The following is a 16,241-nucleotide window of genomic DNA, read 5'->3' as shown; positions in this document are numbered from 1 at the left end:
TTGTGGTCAATTTCTGACCAGAGGGGATGGTTTTTTGTAATGATATGACGTTCAACTAGCTTCATGTTTTGATTATACTGCGAGAAGAGCTTTCTGAAAAGCCACACCAAAACTTACTCACTATTGGCATTTAGCTATAAAAATGAGTAGGATTGAGGAGAATTAGCTAGATTTTTTGGAACTGCATTTACCCCTCAGAAAGTGTAACCTCGCCTTTTTTATCGGTTGCATATAGGATGATCGGTAAATTGGTGACAATTGGGCGCAGAAGTGCTTCGCTTTCCCGTGAAATTGCTTGCGCCTGTTGGCGTTCAAGCGTTTCCCTATGCAGCTTGTCAATGACTTTTCTCAATTCTACGCTGCCTACGGTGAGGCGGCGTTCGAGGGCTTCATTTTGCTGTTGCAGTGCGACTTCCGCTCGTTTGCGATCGCTAATATCCCGCACTACGCAAACCATTCCCATCTCTGCTTCGATCGCGCTCAAAGATAATTCTTGCCGATACTTGCTGCCATTTTGTCGTAAACCGACCGCTTCACCCCGCCACCGTCCGTGTTTATCCACAGCAGGTAAAATATATTGCTTAAATATTCTCAGTTCCGCTTCATCGTAAAGACTTTTCCAGCTTTTTCCGATTAGTTCTTCTGCAAACTCATATCCATAAAGTTGGGCGTAAGCTTCATTTAGATAAACAAATTCTCCTTTTTGGTTAACAATAGCCATGCCATCGATCGCAGCACTCATGGCGGCAGATTGCTCTTGCAATCTCCTTTGAGCTTCTTGTTGCTGAGTTACATCCAGCTGTACCCCAATAAAATGAGTGACGCTACCGCTGGCGTCACTGACTGGAGAAATTGTTAATTGATTCCAAAAATGGGTGCCGTTTTTCCGATAGTTTTTCAATACCACTCGGCATTCCCGCCGATCGCGCACTGCTTCCCGAATTTGCGCTACGGCAGATGGGTCGGTGTCCCGCCCTTGTAAAAAGCAGCAGTTGCGCCCTAAAACTTCCCCGGTTGAATAACCTGTAAGTTGCTCAAAAGCCGAATTGCAGTAAATAATTGGTAAATCTGGTAAAAGAGCGTCCGCAATTACGATTCCCGTGCTGGTTGCCGCGATCGCTCGTTCGTACAAGTGCAATTTCGCCTCAACTGTATCGCTACGCACGAACCTTTCTAGGGTTTTGGGCGTAGCTAGTTTTCCGTTTTTCATTTAGCTATTGCCTAATTCTTTATTAATACGTTTAAAGGTGTACATTAATCTAAAGGAATTTTTTCGATTTTGGCTCTATCGGTAGGCAGAAATTAATTAGGAACGAGTTAAAAAGCGGCATAACGGCAAACTTGAGCGGCAGTAGGTAGCTTTCGATCCTCACCGACAACCTCTGTTCCATCCGCTACAACGATTTTAGGACTTACGCACTGAAACGGTATTCCGTCACTCTGAGCATCTCGAAAAATATGAAGAGATGCTGTAATATCCGATCCGAAAAGTCTGTTTGCAGGCGACTATATATCTGTATTCATCTGCGTTTATCTGCGGTAAAAAATATCCAAAACATACTTGAAGGATAGGTTTTAAGTACCATTCTACGGTTCTGAATCCGGTTACATCGGCCTTGTCTGTGGTCATTATTGGTTAAATTTTTACCGCAGATGAACGCAGATGCTGAAAAGAGATTTTTTAGCGTCCCGATGCTACCGGACATGATATAACTTGTAGAAGCAGTGCAACTTACCTGTCTTAAATAAACTTTAAATGGTACAGACCCCTGCCAAACCCCTTACTCTAGAAGAATTCCTGACGCTGCCGGAGACAGAACCTGCTAGCGAATATATTGATGGGCATATTATTCAAAAAGCTATGCCACAAGGAGAACACAGCGCAATTCAAACTGAGTTAGCACCTGCAATCAACTCGGTCGTCAAACCCAAACAGACTGCGCGGGCTTTCTCAGAGCTTCGTTGTACCTTTGGTGGACGCTCAATTGTACCTGACATTTCTGTGTTTCTGTGGGACAGAATCCCACGTAAGGAAAATGGTGGGGTTGATAACGTCTTTTCAATTGCTCCCGATTGGACAATCGAAATTTTATCTCCCGATCAAAGCCAAACTAAAGTTATCAAGAATATTTTGCAGTGCCTCAAATATGGAACTCAGATGGGGTGGCTGATCGATCCAGGTGAACAATCTGTGTTTGTCTATCTGCCAGATCGATCGATCGCTTTTTACGACGAAGCTGGAACACTTTTGCCAGTGCCAGAATTTGCCAAAGATTTTAGCCTTAGAGTAGAAGGCTTGTTTAATTGGTTGCTAGAGTGAGTTTAGCTAAGTCAAGAAGGATTTAAAATATGGCTGCCAAGAAGATTTTGATGCTTGTCGGTGCTGAAGGGGCGACAACTATAGCTCAAAAGTAGACTGGATAAGCATTTGTCTCACAGATCAGTACAACGTCCTTCACGCAAATGTTGCAGTGCGCGTTGAGCCAAATTATCGAGCCGACCTGCTGCGACATCTTCCTCAAACTGCCGATCCCATACTTCTGCATCAAACGCATCAAACCAGACTCGGAAATCGGCAAGCTCTTCCGCTGATAGTTGACTGATAGCACGTTCGATTTCTTGCAAATTACTCATAAGCTTGAAAGAAGTTTACAGATGGCTTACCATTCTCATGATAACCCTCAGTAGCCAAACTCAACCAGTGTTGTGTGACATAAATCATGCAACGTAGAAACCCTGAAGGTATATTAGATTTTCGATCGCAATCAACCCAATCTACGTTGCCAGGTTAAAAGCTACTTACTTGTTTCAATTCTACATTGCTCAGGCAGCAAGGATTGAGGAGGCGTTAGCGAAGCTTTCCGTAGGACTCGCCAAAGTCAAGACTCAGCATCCCCAGGAAACTGGAAAACTGGAAGCGATCGCAGTTGGAGGTATTCTGGCATCCGATCAGGTGATCTCCCTGGATACAAACCTGTTATAACTTTCTCATCCTGAGAGAACTTTTCAGGATAAGCATAACGGCTCAAATCAGCGGCGGCAAGCAACCTCGAACTCAGCACCAACGACTTACAACCGTCCGCTGCATTTGAATTGTTAGGCAGCTTTCTGCTGGCAATCGACAAGTAACTTTTGCTCTAAAGCCTTTAGCTATCATCAGCGACATCCTCATGTGTAGATACAGGTAATGGCTGCCCAACAAACAATAAAGTGCTTTGGGGTAATTTTTCTTCGATTTGTCTCAACATAGCCTCCAACTCTACTCTTGGACTGGTCTGTAGACCGAGGCACTGGGCGATTCCATTCGCATCTGTACTCCAACGCTCTGTAAGTTGAATACGATAACCTGAAGTCTCTGCAAGCAACTCATAAGAGTGAAAGTGCATGGGATTTCCAAGGCGAGCATCTTGAATATGCTCAAAAGAAAATTCTCGTTGCATATAATCGATGAGGCAGTCTTGCGCCACTAGGACAAGGTGCTTACTGAGATGTTCAAACGTGTGAATTTTGTGGTGGAGTTGCATCAAGATTGTCTTTGCAGTCATCTTCCAGTTCATGCCAAATCCTTTCTTTGATGCGACATCTGTATCCTTCACTGCAACACCATGACGTTGGAGAAACCGTTGTCGTTCTGGCCATACCGTGCCAGTGGTGTCAAGGGTTTGCAGTTCAATGCCAACGAAATCTATGACTTTTCCTGAGCGTACAGAAGCAAGACAATAATCTATGCTGCCCCCTGGTACTGCAATTTCAGGAATAATCCGAAGTTCATTACCAGGTTCATGAAGGGTTAATAGGTGAATACAGTCTGTAAAAATTTGACTGCGCTCAAGAAGCCGAAATGGGCAGATAATAATGTTTCGAGCTTCTCTCCCATAAGAAACTGTACATGAGCCAATCGTCAGGTCAGGTTCACTTTTTCGATTTTTGAGGCATTTGCGAGATAGGAAAGGGCAACTTTGGCTAGAGGCAATGTCGCCCCAAGAGAGCGACTGGTTTGTAGGATTTCCGTATAATTCGGCGACCTTAGTCATGGGAGTAGTCCACATCTTTCACGAGCAATGGTTACATACTCACCTGAAATATCAACTCCAATCGATTTTCGTTGTAGTTGAAATGCGACTAAACCTGTTGTGCCTGTTCCCATGAACGGGTCTAGGACAATGCCAGACTGTGGGCATGTAGCAAGAATTGGGATTTTGCAGAGATCCTCAGGATAAGGTGCAAAGTGAAGTTTTCGCTTCTGAGTATCTTCTGGTAAAATATCCCAGACATCACTAGGTTTACTACCATTTGGATGGTATTTAAGGAAATAAAAGCCACGTTCAGCAAGTTCACGCGCTCGTCCAGAAACCTTAGCTGAGTCAGAATGTGTTGTTCGTTGCTGTCCGCGAATAATCATGCGAAAGTCAGACAATCTACCTAATCGCACTTCTTCCAACACTGCGTTAAGAGCATCAAGAGCATTGGCGCGTTCAGTATCATTGAGTGCTGTAGATAACTCAATCTGGCGGCGATAGCGTACACCAGAGACACCTGTTGCGGAAACTACAGAACCATTGACGACTTTAGACTGTCCTGGCTTCGAGCGAATTGCATCAACATCGTAAAAGTAGGAGTCTGTCTTTACAAAATGGAAAAAAGGCTCATATACGTTTCGGAGTTTATCTTTTGCGTTGTCGGGAGCGCCCTTCACTTTATTCCAAATGACGCTATTCCGAAGAATCCAGCTTTGCTGATCGATCATGGCAAGTGCAACTCGCCACGGTATGCCAACTAACGATTTATGTTGATAAGAATCGCCAATGTTTAGCCAAAAAGAGCCACTAGGCTTAAGAACTCGCTTTATTTCACAAAAGATCGCAAGCAAGTTATTAATGTAGTCGTCCCATGTATCTTCAAGCCCAATGCCTCCATTGGCATAAGCTCTATGCCCCCAATAAGGTGGAGAAGTCATGACACAATCAATACAACTATCGGGAAAAAGCTTTAGGAGTGCAGAACTGTCACCCTGTAAGAACAGCGGTGCAGGGTCTGGTGCAGTGACATAATCCTTAACCGTATTTATATTCTCTAAAAGTTTACTCCCCAGAACCATCGAAACACCTTGCAACTACACTTCATAACTTTACTTGAATTTGAGGAATTTGCTGATACGAGGTTCGTCGTTCTGGGATTTGCTGCCTAACTTGTTATTAGACGGAATCTTTCCGCAGATCCATCCCAAAACACGTGGATCGGCAGACAGCTTCCGCAGATCACCCCCAATTAGCTAGATCGGTGGAATCTTTCCGTATAGTACATCGATCGGGGTAAATCGACATAAAATTTCAGCATATCTTCAGATCTGTACGGACTCCTACTCAAGTATCATATACGTAGTTTATTCTTGTGGCTCTCGTCTACTCATGGAACCGCGTCCCAAAAAGCTTTTAGACCAACTGCGAGATGCCATTCGGCTTAAGCATTATGCTTACCGAACTGAGGAAACCTACGTGCAGTGGGTCAGGCGGTATATTCTGTTCCATGACAAGCGGCATCCCAGTCAAATGGGGCGAGGCGATCGCCAAAGTCAAGACTCAGCATCCCCAGGAAACGGGAAAATTGGAAGCGATCGCGGTTGGAGGTATTCTGGCACCCGATCAGGTAATCTCCCTGGATACAAACCAGTTATAACTTTCTCATCCTGAGAGGACTTTTCAGGATAAGTATAACGGCTCAAATCACCGGACACAGACAACCTTTGCAACTCACTGATCACTTGACTTTGTTCCGGTGCATTGGGATTGTTATGCCGCAGCTGGTTTCCCCCAAACTACTGAATAACGCCAAAATAAATGTTTTCTGACTTTTGCTCTCCTTAATGAGCTTGTGTAAATTTGTCGTGCTTGCGAAAGAGTGAGGTACTCGTCTGTGCGGAGATGCTCCCTCATTGCTGCTGCTGCTTCAGGCGATTGTTGGATACGGCTATTCTTGAGCGTCTGAAATAGCCAATTTAGAGGAACTGCAATAAAATCGCTTAACTTATCTCGCCAGCTTTCATGTTCTAGCAAATCCAGGATTATCAGTCTGCCACCAGGTTTCAAAGCAGCCTTGAGATTTGGTAACAAGCCTTCAACTGACAAATGATGAAGCGTGGCAATAGACACAATCGAATCAAATTGTTCGGCTACTGGCTCCCACCGCAAGACATCAGCCACTTGGAAATCAATGTTGGTGAACTGTCTTGAACGCTGCTTGGCAACCTCGATCATATTTGGGGATAAGTCGATTGCAACAACCCTTTCAAAACGTTTTGAGAGAAGACGCGAAAATTCACCTGTTCCACAACCAATTTCAAGTACAGTTTGGCGTTGAGATGGTAACTGCTTAAGCAGAAAGCGGTGATAGTGATTATTGTGATCCCATCCCTCTTGCTCATGTAGAGCAATGCGATCAAAATCATTCTGTATCTTCTGCGTTAGGCTCTCATTCATACTGATTCATCATCCTACAGATCAACACTGAATTATCGTCCTACAGATAACCTCAAGGTAACTGAACCTTCAACACTGTCAGCCAAGCTTCAAGAACCGCCCCCACCGAGGACTTGCGGCATAACTTGTTATTAGAGAGAATTTTTCCTCAGATCCACCCCAAAACAGGTGGATAGGTAGTTTTTTTCTTGCCATCCTCCCAAAACAGGTGGATCTGAGGAAAGTTTCCGCATAATACGCCGATCGAGGTGGATCTGAGGAAAATTTCCGCATATCTTCACAATTCAGGAGTTACTGGGACACAAAGATGTCAAAACGACGATGATCTACACTCACGTCTTAAATTCAAGGGGTGTTGAGAAGAAGCTTGGAAGAAAAATTGGTCAGAACCGCGCTGTTTTTCAGGAAAAGGTGCAACGATTAACTTAACATTGAGTTTTCGGTGTCGTTTAACACAGGAAGGAAACGTCAAACCTACTTATATTCAAATTTCTGGAGTTTGATGAGTAAGTTTGAGTAAGTTTTTCAGAACGGAACAATCTGTGTTTGTCTATCTGCCAGATCGATCGCTTTTTACGACGAAGCTGGAACACTTTTGCCAGTGCCAGAATTTGCCAAAGATTTTAGCCTTACAGTAGAAGGCTTATTTAGTTGGTTGCGATCGTGAATTTAGCTAAGTCAAGAAGGATTTAAAATATGGCTGCCAAGAAGATTTTGATGCTTGTCGGTGATTATGTGGAAGATTACGAAGTGATGGTGCCGTTCCAAGCCCTACAGATGGTTGGACACACCGTTCATGTTGTTTGTCCCGACAAAAAAGCTGGTGAAAAAGTGCGAACAGCCGTTCACGACTTTGAGGGCGATCGAACCTATAGCGAGAAACCAGGTCATAATTTTACGTTAAACGCCGACTTTGATGAAGTGGAAGCAGAAGCTTACGACGCCTTAGTAGTACCTGGGGGACGTGCGCCGGAGTACATTCGTTTAAATGAGAAGGTGCTGGATATTACCCGCCACTTTGCCGAAGCGAATAAACCTATTGCGGCAATATGCCACGGATTGCAGGTTTTGGCGGCTGCTGGAGTCCTGGAAGGTAAGAGTTGCACGGCATATCCCGCCTGTGGCCCAGATGTGACTATGGCTGGCGGACTCTACGCTCATATTCCCGTAGATGAGGCGATGGTTGATGGCAATCTGGTGACGGCACCGGCTTGGCCCGCCCATCCCCGCTGGCTGGCTGAATTCCTCAAACTTCTGGGAACAAGGATTGAGCATCCAGAGATGGCTGCTGTCTAAATCAAAAGCCGAGTTCGTAGGGGCGGGTTTGGCAGATAATTTGTGGCTAACCGACAAGAATCATGGCAAAACCCGCCCCTACAATTTACCTTGGCAGATAATTTGTGGCTAACCGACAAGAATCATGACAAAACCCGCCCCGACAATTTATAGCAACCGCTCTCGTCGTTTAGGGCAACTCCAACTCTTACTTATTTTCCAAATCCCTTACGGAGTAACCTTTTCCCTCTTCCCTCTTCCCTAGTCCCTAGCCCCTAGCCCCTAGTCCCTAGCTATACATGAAGTGGAGCAACAGTACAGCCCAAAAACCCGGTTTCTTGAAGAAACCGGGTTTTTCTATACCTCACTAACCTCAAAGAGCTGTATTACTTAACTCTGGGGCAAGGGGCGGAGGTGACTAGAAAACCGCCAGCTTCGACAATGAAGTCGTCGAAGTCGCGATCTTTTCCAGGAGGACGAACACCGTCGGGTCGCAGTACTCCGGTATCATCCCAGCTGATGCGGACGCCTTTGCGATCGCCCACCGTTCCGTCAGATAAACCACCTACAGACTGAGCAGAATCTGTCTCTTGGCTACCAGCAAGTTGCTCGAATTTTGTCGAGTAAAGTGTGGTTAGAAGCGTACCGTTGGGGCGAAAAACCTTTAGGTAGAAGGCATACTGAGTATTGGCATCAAACGTAAACCGCCTGATGGGATCTGGCACCGAGTTACCGGGTGTCCCCAGAAAATCCCTGGACGTGCCAGCGTCATCGGTGCGCGTGGAGGGATTATTAAGTTCGGATCGATCGCTGAAGTCGTCAAAGGGTTTAACTTCGGCAATCAGATCGGTCATTTCACGGGTAGCTAAGTTGATGACGCCAAAGGTTGACCTGTAATAGCCGTGGGATTCTCTGAATTCAAATTCGATCAGGGTATCTTCGTTATATTGGATACCGCGAGACGGGACGGTCATCTGAGCTTTAACTGCTGTCGAGAAGCTCCCTACAAGTCCGGCGGCGATCGCTCCCATCAGCAAATGCACCCCGGCTGCCCGATATCTCTTAAGCTTTTTCTGCATCATAGCTGTTATCACTTCTCCTCACTCACTATGGGGGCGAAACTCTACCAACTCTTAAAAGCTGGACTTATTTGTCCTACTCGTTCCAATTCGTTCCTCAAGTTGTCTCGATCATTCCTTAAGGCATTCAGCCGCTGACACGCAGCTGGATATTCGCCTGCAACTTCTTGGGGATTTCTTAAATACTGTCGGGGGCCGCCCGCACTTGGCGGTGCCGCTTCGACTGCCGCCAGACAAGCGTTATAGGCTTGTTGGGATTCATCGTTGAACCTTCTGACGCGATCGGCCAACTGGGGATCTAACCGACCGCCCCGACCACCGAATCGGGGCGCTGTGTTGTTCCAATAATTGGTTCCCGTGATATCGGGAGCGTGGTCAGCCCTGACTGGCCCAACCGTTAGCGACCCGGCAACTACAGATAGACCAACGACCCAAGCAAGGGATTTAATTGTCCGCATATAGCACCTCCTACTTAAAACTGAAATGAAATTCCAGAACCTAACACAAATCGAGGGTCGTCACCTCTACCGGCGAGGTCGCGCACGGCTGGGGTAATCACCCAAGGAAAGCGTTTAAACGGTGCGATCGAAAGTCCCAATGCTAGGTCTGTTCCTGTCCACTCTGTAATAAAACTGACAGGTCGGATAATGCGGAGGGCTATATTCCCAAAAAAGTTGGGGTCGTTATCACCAGCATCGATCGCACCATTCGATCGAAACTGTCCATCCCCTACACCGAGAGTGAGGGCGACACGACTCAAAGGAGAGCGAATAGATTCTCGCGTCCGAAAGATTTTGGTAATCACTCCATAGCGGGAATGTTCAAAGTCGTTGCTACCGATATTTACGAAGCCGTTGTAGCCCGCTGCTACTGAGAAGCTATCTCCAAAGCGACGATGCAGTTTAGCATTAAAGCCGCCTTCGCCAAAGTCATCTTCATCATTAAAATTTTCAAAGGCATAGGACAGTTCGACGCCCACTAATCTATCGGCATCGCCTAAGCCAATCCCAACCCCAACATTGCCATTATTGTCGTCCTCGTCGTCTCGTGTGGTGTTTTGATAGGTGCCGCCGATAAAGACGGTGTTTCGATCGGCCCCAAAACCTACGGGGATATAAAGGCTCAGACCGGGAGAAGATTCAAATTCATCTTCTACTTCTGGTATTGCCAGTGGGGTAATTCGTTCCGGACGGGGGCACTCTCTCGCCGTTCTTTGAGCTACCTGAGTAGACCCGGCAGGATCGGAGTTTTGTGTGGTTTGTTGACCGCAAGCAGTAGGCCGGTTTTGTGTGGGCGGATTTACCAGCTGGTTGACATCGGCGGTAAGGGATGATTGGGAAACGAAGTCGTTGGCGCGGAGTGCCTCAGCACCAGGGCCTTCTGTCAAAAGTAACTCAGTCGATCCTGGCTCGTTAGTATTTGTGGTTGATAACTGAGAAACGAGGTTATCTGTAGGTTGGGCTTTTTCTGGGAACGATCCGACTTGCCCTAAAACGTTTGTGCGATCGCTTTCTATCTCGGCAGCTAGTTGTGCTGCTAGAGTTTCCGGTGGCGCAACTGCCTCCTTCAACGCCGAGGAGAGTGCGATCGATTGTTCTATCGGAGGAGAGTGCTTACTCTGGCTGGGGTTGGCTTCGGCGCTCAGAGCCCCTGCTGCCAGAGCAGCTAACGTATAAACAGCAACAGTTGATAAACGCATAAAATGTAGTCTCACAAAACTCACACCAAAAGAGATCTTGGAAATGCCGCACCCTGAGCAAGGTTTAGCACCCATAAAATGTCAAGGTTAGTTACCCTGATGCTTTATCCGTATATTAAAGAGCGATATGCCCACAGGCAGAAGAGCGATCGCACTCTATTGCTTACTATCGTAAACTATCTTACGACAGCTGACGCAGCCTATTTACGAAAGAAGGATAAAGCGAGTCTATCGGTAGGCGACGATTCAAACTAATACTTAGTTCCTATACACCGATCGTTATTAACTGGAACAATGCCGAAAAAACTTGGGATTGTGCTTCTTACGGCAGAAATGTCAGCCTTGCGGGTGATGTGCTAAATAGGCTCTCCATCACAATCCCTTCGCGTCCGCCGAAAAATAGACTTGCGACAGTAGGTTGCGTTTCGCTTCACCAAAGCCCAACCTACAAAAAAAGGCGTTTCCAGATAGAACCTGGAAACGCGGGAAGATTGCTATTTACTACTAACTATCGAGCGCTATCAGCCTCAAGAATATAGCTAGCAACTTACGTTACTACTTCTTGGAAGCTGCCAGTTGATCTTGGAACTTGCTCTTAGCTGTCTTGAAATCGGTAGCCATTTTTTCCTGCTGCTGTTCACTGAAGTTGTCGCGGATTTTCGCGAACATTTCGTTCTCTTCTTGCTGCACGTGGTGCATAACAGCATTTATCAGCTGTTTAACTTCGTTTTTGAAGGTTGGTGAAGAGGGGCTGATAGACTTAATCTTTTCCAGCACCTGTTTCATTTCAGCTTGTTCTTTATACAGATCTTCGGTTTTTCCGTAGTAAGGACGTACTGCTGGGTAGACAACTTCTTCTTCAGCTTCGGAATGAGCGCTCAGATCTTTGTATATCTGACCGAAATACTCTTGGAGCTTTTGAGGATCTTCAGTAGATTGAAACTGGGTGAACAGAAGATTCACCTTGGTGTGATCCATTTTGATCAGCTCTTGAATGTTCATATCGCTCTTGCTGCGAGTAACAACGCTACCTGCAACACCTGTGAAAGCGGCGACGGCATCTTGAACCCGTGCCCAGATTCCTTGATCTGGATCTTTGCCCGTCAGTTCGCGGGTGCCCAGTATTTCCAGGATTCCTTTGAGTTGCTCTTGGTGAGCCCGGTTCTCAAAGTTAACAGTATTCAAAGGAGCGATCGCAACTTCAACGTCAGCGCCAACAATTTGAGCAGCTTTGTGAATTAGCAGTCCACTCATCGTTTGCTTATGCTTGAGCAATTCATGTTGGCTTACTTTCTCAAACAGGGTCAACTCTGAACCTTCCATGAGTTTCCGAGTTTCCGCAATCAGTTTGGTCGTTGTATGCTTCGGCTCTCCCTTGACACCATACTGAACAATCACAGTGTCTAGAACACCCATGTTTTTGCGATCGTCTTCCAGCATATCGCGCAGGCGATCGCAAATTTCTCGATCTCCACACTCTTTTATCAATGCTTCCTCATTCGAGATCAGTAGGTTTTGCACCGCTTTCATATCACCCAATTTCATGGCAATAGCAGTACGCTTGGTGTCGTCAATAGTCGATACCATCGTTTGTTCTCCTCTCTTAATCGTGTTACTTTGCAATGGGAACCTTATACGATAATCGCATAAGGTTCCAGTTAAGCCATCTTTCTTTTGACTGAATTATAAGTGAATTCATTCGAGTTTTAATTTATCTCTAAACATCGCGAACATTTGCTAAAATAACCTTTTCAAATTCTACATTAATAGCTACAACATTACTTGGATATAAGTTTCTACTTATAGATAGATAACAGTTAAATATCTCTTCCATCCCCAGACAGATACGCTTTTGATAGGGATACCCTAGATTTACTCAATAAGAGGAAAAAAAGAGATAGGGAAGTGACGCCATAACAGTCTCTACTGCGCTGGTGTTGATAGAACTCGGCTGAAATGGGAATAACCATTTCCCAGAACTTTAGCAGGCCGAGAAAAAGGAACTATCGTCAAAATTTATCAACTTTAGAAACGATAAAAACAAGAGAGAGAAGTATGACACAAACTCCCAATCTCCCCCCGCTGATTGAAAGTGATGAGACAGATTATCGCGATAGCGGGGTAACCAGTACAGTTGCGATCGCAGGACATCCCCTGCATCCTCTCATCGTCACCTTTCCAATCGCTTTTCTGGTGGGACTAGCGGCAACCGACCTAGTATATTGGTGGACAAAGGATTTCTTCTGGGCGCAAGCATCTTTTTGGCTGCTGGCCGCTGGGTTGGCTTCGGCCTTGCTAGCAGCACTCACCGGCATTATGGATTTTCTCAGAATTGAACGAGTCCGCAAGCGCAGTGCTGGGTGGGCGCATCTGCTACTCAACGTTAGTGCGATCGTTCTCACAACTATCAACCTGATACTGCGTTGGGGCAACACCGCCGGAGCAATTTTGCCCATAGGACTCACAATTTCCCTCCTTGTGGCTACACTTCTCGGTCTTTCGGGTTGGTACGGTGCCGAACTTGTTTACCGACATAAAGTTGCTGTGATTGGCTACGGCGACGCACACAGATAATTACAGCCCTTTTCAGGTGAGTGAGATACATAGAAACCCGGTTTCTTCAAGAAACCGGGTTTCTATGTACTTCATCCGACTGCAACCTACTTTTAAAGTGAGTACCTGTCTGAGCGATAATTTATCTCAGACAGGTTTTCGTTTTTACCTAAATGCTTCAAAAAGCAACTATTCGCCAACTGACTATCCTCTCGCTGATCGTTGTCACGCCGCTTGGCCTTCTATCCAAATTCTACAAAGGCCCAGGCGATTGGTGGTTCAATGATTATGCAGGTGATATTCTTTATGAAATTGCCTGGTGTTTATTCGTATTTTTACTGATTCCAAACCGCCAAGCCCTGATTAAAATACCTATATGGGTATTTGTCATTACTTGTATAATCGAATTTCTACAACTTTGGCATCCTCCCCTTTTACAACTAATCCGATCGAGCATCTGGGGCAAATTGCTGCTGGGAACTACTTTTGTATGGTGGGATTTTCCCCACTATCTCATCGGCTGCTTCATCGGTTGGTTATGGTTACGACTTGTTTGGAGATTTCACGACGACTAATGTTAAGCTTATCTGTAGTATTAAATACCAATGACTCGTCAGTACCCGATCGCCAATGCTTTTGATAAGGGTGCCACTCTATATATAGTGTTTCCATTTGAAATGTACACAATGGTAGGTTGGGTTAGACGAGGTAATTAACTTAATAATGCTCACAGATAAGTGTTTTCCCGCGTCGTAACCCAACATTCACTATTAAATATGTGTTCACGACTCATTTGAAAACGCTATAGTATGCGATCGCGACAAGCATTTACCAGGAAACCCAGTCCCATGAAAAAACAGGTAAAAGTCAAACCTAATTCAAAACAGCAAAAGATTGAAGAAGCCCCAGATGGAAGCCTCACAGTACATTTGAAGTCGCCTCCAGTAGATGGTAAGGCAAATGAAGAGCTAATTAAACTGCTGGCTGAAAAATTTGACGTACCCAAATCCAAAATCAGTATCAAGACAGGGTTATCCTCAAAAAACAAGCTAGTTGAAATAGCTACTGATTCTTAAATGAGTAGCCTTTGATTGATTCCACATAATTATTGTATGACACAACCTTCAATTATGAACACCCTAAAAATATCCCTTTCTTTAATAACTTTTACATTGCTAACTCCTGCTGTTAACGTGCAAGAAGTTAAAAGTCAAGTCAACTACAATAATAATTCCCAAATAGTTAGACAGATGTTGGAAACTAAATATTGTCCAAGCTGCGACCTGAGAAACGCTAACTTGAGATCTGCTAATCTAGTAGGCGCTAACCTCCAAGATGCCAATCTAAGCAACGTTGATTTAAGCAATGCTGACTTGAGTGGTGAATTAGTTCAATTTAGGTGCGGTAATCGCCCAGAATTAGTACCTGCAAATTTAAGTGGTGCTAACCTAAGCGGTGCTAATTTGGAGAATGCTAACCTCAAAGGTGCCAACTTGGAAAACGCCGACCTCAGAGGCGCTAATCTGAAGGGCGCTAACTTGGAAAATGCCAATCTCACAGGTGCCAATATCGACGGCGCAATTGGAATTGAGCAAATAAAATCTTTTTCTAAGCAGATGATACTACCTTTAGAAAAAATGTGGAACGCTGTTAATAAATGTGGAAATAAGTAGAGATATTTGTTAAAATTAACAGATAAATACTCTGTAAAGATATGTGTGGACGATTTAGCTTTACTCAGTCAGAGAAGATAGTAGCTGAGATATTTCAGCTAGCCTCCGTTCCGACTCTATCGCCACGATACAACATTGCGCCAACGCAACCAGTACCGACAGTTTTAGTAGATTCCGATGATAAAAATCGGCAGTTGAAAATGTTGCGTTGGGGTTTAATTCCATCCTGGTCTAAAGATATTAAAATTGGTGCTAAGCTGATTAACGCTAGGGCAGAAACCGTTGCTGAAAAGCCAGCTTTTCGGTCAGCTTTTAAGCGTCGGCGGTGCTTAATTTTAGCTGATGGATTTTATGAATGGCAAGAACAAGAAGGCAAGAAGCAACCATTTTATTTCCGCTTGCAAGATGGAAAACCTTTTGCATTTGCTGGATTATGGGAACGCTGGTCAAAAGGTGAGGATGAGGCGATCGCATCTTGCACGATTCTGACGACCCAATCAAACGAGTTAATGGGCCCAATTCACCACAGAATGCCAGTAATTCTCGATCCAAAAGACTACGACAAATGGCTAGATCCAGAAGTGCAAAAACCAGAATCTCTACAATCGCTTCTGCAACCATACAAATCAGAAGAGATGACCTTTTATCCAGTCACCACAAAGGTTAATAACGCCAAAACGGATAGCCCAGATTGTATCAAGAAGGTGTGAGACGATGACCGCAATGGGTGCAGAAGCGATCGACCTCTCCCACCACCTTACCGCATTCCGTACAAAAACGCTTGGTTGCAGCCGTTTCTTCCTCTACAGAACCCATCCGCATCTCCATATTCCCCATCCGCATTTCCATATTGGGCGACATCCGCATTTCCATATCGCCGATCGGTTTCATAGGTTCCATTGGTTTCATCGGCTGCATTGGCGGCTGAGGGCTTTTTTCTACCTGCTGGAGTGGTATAACCTCCGCATTACTGAGTGACGGAGTTTCACTGAAACTACTGATTCCATTAGCTTGCAAACGCACAAAGCGCGAACCTTCTGTCCCCTCAATTTGCAACACAAAACCAGTCGCGCTACGGAATAAAGCAGGCGGCTTCGTCCAAGTACCCGTTTGAAAGCTACTGCTTTGGCTTTGCTGCTGTCCCGGACTGCTGCTAATGAGAGTTATTGCTGTCTGCGGTTCCTGATTTTCGATGTAAACCTGTTGACCGCTGCCTAAGTCACCTATGTAAGCTATCATGAGTTTAGTCAAATGATATTAATTAATCTCATTTTAGAACAATTTTTAGGGTAAAAATGACAATTTTAGTTTTTATTAATAAGACTTACGCAGAAACCCGGTTTGTCAAGTCGATGAAATTCTGGGATAGACGATTCGTAGTAAGGACTTTAGTTCTTATTCGTATGTTATTGCGCTTTAGCGCTCAACTCGTATGTTGTTGGGCTTCAGCCCTAAAGCGCTTTAGCGCCACAACATACCTAATACT

The 16,241-nt window shown here is 45.1% G+C and carries 19 protein-coding genes and 1 pseudogene; 10 read left to right on the top strand and 10 right to left on the bottom strand.

Annotation, left to right across the window (positions count from 1 at the left end):
- Nucleotides 1–187: 187 nt before the first annotated feature.
- A complete protein-coding gene (locus LAY57_RS10825) occupies nucleotides 188–1,210 on the bottom strand; it encodes a PAS domain S-box protein (protein WP_249066430.1) in 1,023 nt (340 codons plus the stop codon).
- A gap of 546 nt (nucleotides 1,211–1,756) precedes the next feature.
- Between LAY57_RS10825 and LAY57_RS10820 the strand changes: the two genes are divergently transcribed.
- Nucleotides 1,757–2,320: a Uma2 family endonuclease gene (locus tag LAY57_RS10820; RefSeq protein ID WP_249066429.1), complete on the top strand. Its 564-nt coding sequence runs from the start codon at nucleotides 1,757–1,759 to the stop codon at nucleotides 2,318–2,320.
- A 113-nt stretch (nucleotides 2,321–2,433) separates the two neighbouring features.
- Here the strand turns inward: LAY57_RS10820 and LAY57_RS10815 are convergent, their stop codons facing one another.
- Nucleotides 2,434–2,634 (bottom strand): hypothetical protein, encoded by a 201-nt coding sequence (locus LAY57_RS10815; RefSeq protein WP_249066428.1) that lies wholly within the window; start codon nucleotides 2,632–2,634, stop codon nucleotides 2,434–2,436.
- Nucleotides 2,635–2,803: 169 nt separating this feature from the next.
- On the opposite strand from LAY57_RS10815, the gene LAY57_RS10810 reads away from it, so the two are divergent.
- The gene (locus tag LAY57_RS10810) at nucleotides 2,804–2,983 is read left to right on the top strand and encodes a hypothetical protein (RefSeq protein ID WP_249066427.1); all 180 of its coding nucleotides are present in this window, start codon (nucleotides 2,804–2,806) and stop codon (nucleotides 2,981–2,983) included.
- 163 nt (nucleotides 2,984–3,146) lie between these two features.
- On the opposite strand, the gene LAY57_RS10805 is transcribed toward LAY57_RS10810, so the two are convergent.
- Together LAY57_RS10805 and LAY57_RS10800 are read right to left on the bottom strand one after the other, a co-directional pair.
- Nucleotides 3,147–4,034 carry a NotI family restriction endonuclease gene (locus LAY57_RS10805; RefSeq protein ID WP_249066426.1) on the bottom strand — a complete coding sequence of 296 codons (888 nt, stop codon included), beginning with the start codon at nucleotides 4,032–4,034 and terminating at the stop codon, nucleotides 3,147–3,149.
- A complete protein-coding gene (locus LAY57_RS10800) occupies nucleotides 4,031–5,113 on the bottom strand; it encodes a DNA-methyltransferase (RefSeq protein WP_249066425.1) in 1,083 nt (360 codons plus the stop codon). Before LAY57_RS10800 ends, LAY57_RS10805 begins: the two co-directional genes overlap by 4 nt.
- Nucleotides 5,114–5,408: 295 nt before the next feature.
- On the opposite strand from LAY57_RS10800, the pseudogene LAY57_RS36475 reads away from it, so the two are divergent.
- A pseudogene (locus LAY57_RS36475) lies at nucleotides 5,409–5,504 on the top strand (phage integrase N-terminal SAM-like domain-containing protein); the annotation flags it as partial.
- A gap of 22 nt (nucleotides 5,505–5,526) precedes the next feature.
- Nucleotides 5,527–5,676, top strand: a complete 150-nt coding sequence (locus LAY57_RS10795) for a hypothetical protein (protein WP_249066424.1) — start codon at nucleotides 5,527–5,529, stop codon at nucleotides 5,674–5,676.
- A gap of 113 nt (nucleotides 5,677–5,789) precedes the next feature.
- On the opposite strand, the gene LAY57_RS10790 is transcribed toward LAY57_RS10795, so the two are convergent.
- A complete protein-coding gene (locus LAY57_RS10790; RefSeq protein WP_249066423.1) occupies nucleotides 5,790–6,476 on the bottom strand; it encodes a class I SAM-dependent methyltransferase in 687 nt (228 codons plus the stop codon).
- Nucleotides 6,477–7,172: 696 nt separating this feature from the next.
- On the opposite strand from LAY57_RS10790, the gene LAY57_RS10785 reads away from it, so the two are divergent.
- The gene (locus LAY57_RS10785) at nucleotides 7,173–7,772 is read left to right on the top strand and encodes a DJ-1/PfpI family protein (protein ID WP_249066422.1); all 600 of its coding nucleotides are present in this window, start codon (nucleotides 7,173–7,175) and stop codon (nucleotides 7,770–7,772) included.
- 365 nt (nucleotides 7,773–8,137) lie between these two features.
- Here LAY57_RS10785 and LAY57_RS10780 read toward each other — a convergent pair whose 3' ends face one another.
- The 4 genes from LAY57_RS10780 to LAY57_RS10765 all read right to left on the bottom strand — a co-directional run bounded on the left by LAY57_RS10780 (nucleotide 8,138) and on the right by LAY57_RS10765 (nucleotide 12,116).
- Nucleotides 8,138–8,833 (bottom strand): hypothetical protein, encoded by a 696-nt coding sequence (locus LAY57_RS10780; RefSeq protein ID WP_249066421.1) that lies wholly within the window; start codon nucleotides 8,831–8,833, stop codon nucleotides 8,138–8,140.
- Between the two features lie 41 nt (nucleotides 8,834–8,874).
- Nucleotides 8,875–9,288 carry a hypothetical protein gene (locus LAY57_RS10775; protein WP_249066420.1) on the bottom strand — a complete coding sequence of 138 codons (414 nt, stop codon included), beginning with the start codon at nucleotides 9,286–9,288 and terminating at the stop codon, nucleotides 8,875–8,877.
- Nucleotides 9,289–9,302: 14 nt separating this feature from the next.
- Nucleotides 9,303–10,529 carry a hypothetical protein gene (locus tag LAY57_RS10770; protein ID WP_249066419.1) on the bottom strand — a complete coding sequence of 409 codons (1,227 nt, stop codon included), beginning with the start codon at nucleotides 10,527–10,529 and terminating at the stop codon, nucleotides 9,303–9,305.
- Between the two features lie 555 nt (nucleotides 10,530–11,084).
- Nucleotides 11,085–12,116, bottom strand: a complete 1,032-nt coding sequence (locus LAY57_RS10765; RefSeq protein ID WP_249066418.1) for a hemerythrin domain-containing protein — start codon at nucleotides 12,114–12,116, stop codon at nucleotides 11,085–11,087.
- 468 nt (nucleotides 12,117–12,584) lie between these two features.
- Here LAY57_RS10765 and LAY57_RS10760 point away from each other — a divergent pair, with 468 nt between their 5' ends.
- The 5 genes from LAY57_RS10760 (at nucleotide 12,585) to LAY57_RS10740 (ending at nucleotide 15,465) form a co-directional block, all read left to right on the top strand.
- Nucleotides 12,585–13,103, top strand: a complete 519-nt coding sequence (locus LAY57_RS10760) for a DUF2231 domain-containing protein (protein WP_249066417.1) — start codon at nucleotides 12,585–12,587, stop codon at nucleotides 13,101–13,103.
- Nucleotides 13,104–13,255: 152 nt separating this feature from the next.
- Entirely contained in the window at nucleotides 13,256–13,657 is a 402-nt protein-coding gene (locus LAY57_RS10755) for a ribosomal maturation YjgA family protein (protein ID WP_249066416.1), read from the top strand.
- Nucleotides 13,658–13,891: 234 nt separating this feature from the next.
- A complete protein-coding gene (locus tag LAY57_RS10750) occupies nucleotides 13,892–14,158 on the top strand; it encodes a DUF167 domain-containing protein (protein ID WP_338022389.1) in 267 nt (88 codons plus the stop codon).
- A 36-nt stretch (nucleotides 14,159–14,194) separates the two neighbouring features.
- A complete protein-coding gene (locus tag LAY57_RS10745) occupies nucleotides 14,195–14,755 on the top strand; it encodes a pentapeptide repeat-containing protein (protein WP_249066415.1) in 561 nt (186 codons plus the stop codon).
- A gap of 41 nt (nucleotides 14,756–14,796) precedes the next feature.
- Complete coding sequence (locus tag LAY57_RS10740; RefSeq protein ID WP_249066414.1) at nucleotides 14,797–15,465, top strand: SOS response-associated peptidase; 669 nt, start codon at nucleotides 14,797–14,799, stop codon at nucleotides 15,463–15,465.
- Here the strand turns inward: LAY57_RS10740 and LAY57_RS10735 are convergent.
- Nucleotides 15,452–15,994, bottom strand: coding sequence for a zinc ribbon domain-containing protein (locus LAY57_RS10735; RefSeq protein WP_275993834.1), 543 nt, complete (start codon nucleotides 15,992–15,994; stop codon nucleotides 15,452–15,454). The genes LAY57_RS10740 and LAY57_RS10735 overlap by 14 nt on opposite strands.
- Nucleotides 15,995–16,241 lie beyond the last annotated feature (247 nt).

Source organism: Argonema antarcticum A004/B2, assembly GCF_023333585.1.
In the GTDB taxonomy this organism is placed as follows: Bacteria; Cyanobacteriota; Cyanobacteriia; order Cyanobacteriales; family Aerosakkonemataceae; genus Argonema; species Argonema antarcticum.
The sequence above is the reverse complement of the archived record's forward strand: the minus strand, read 5'-3'. Positions and strand labels throughout refer to the sequence as shown.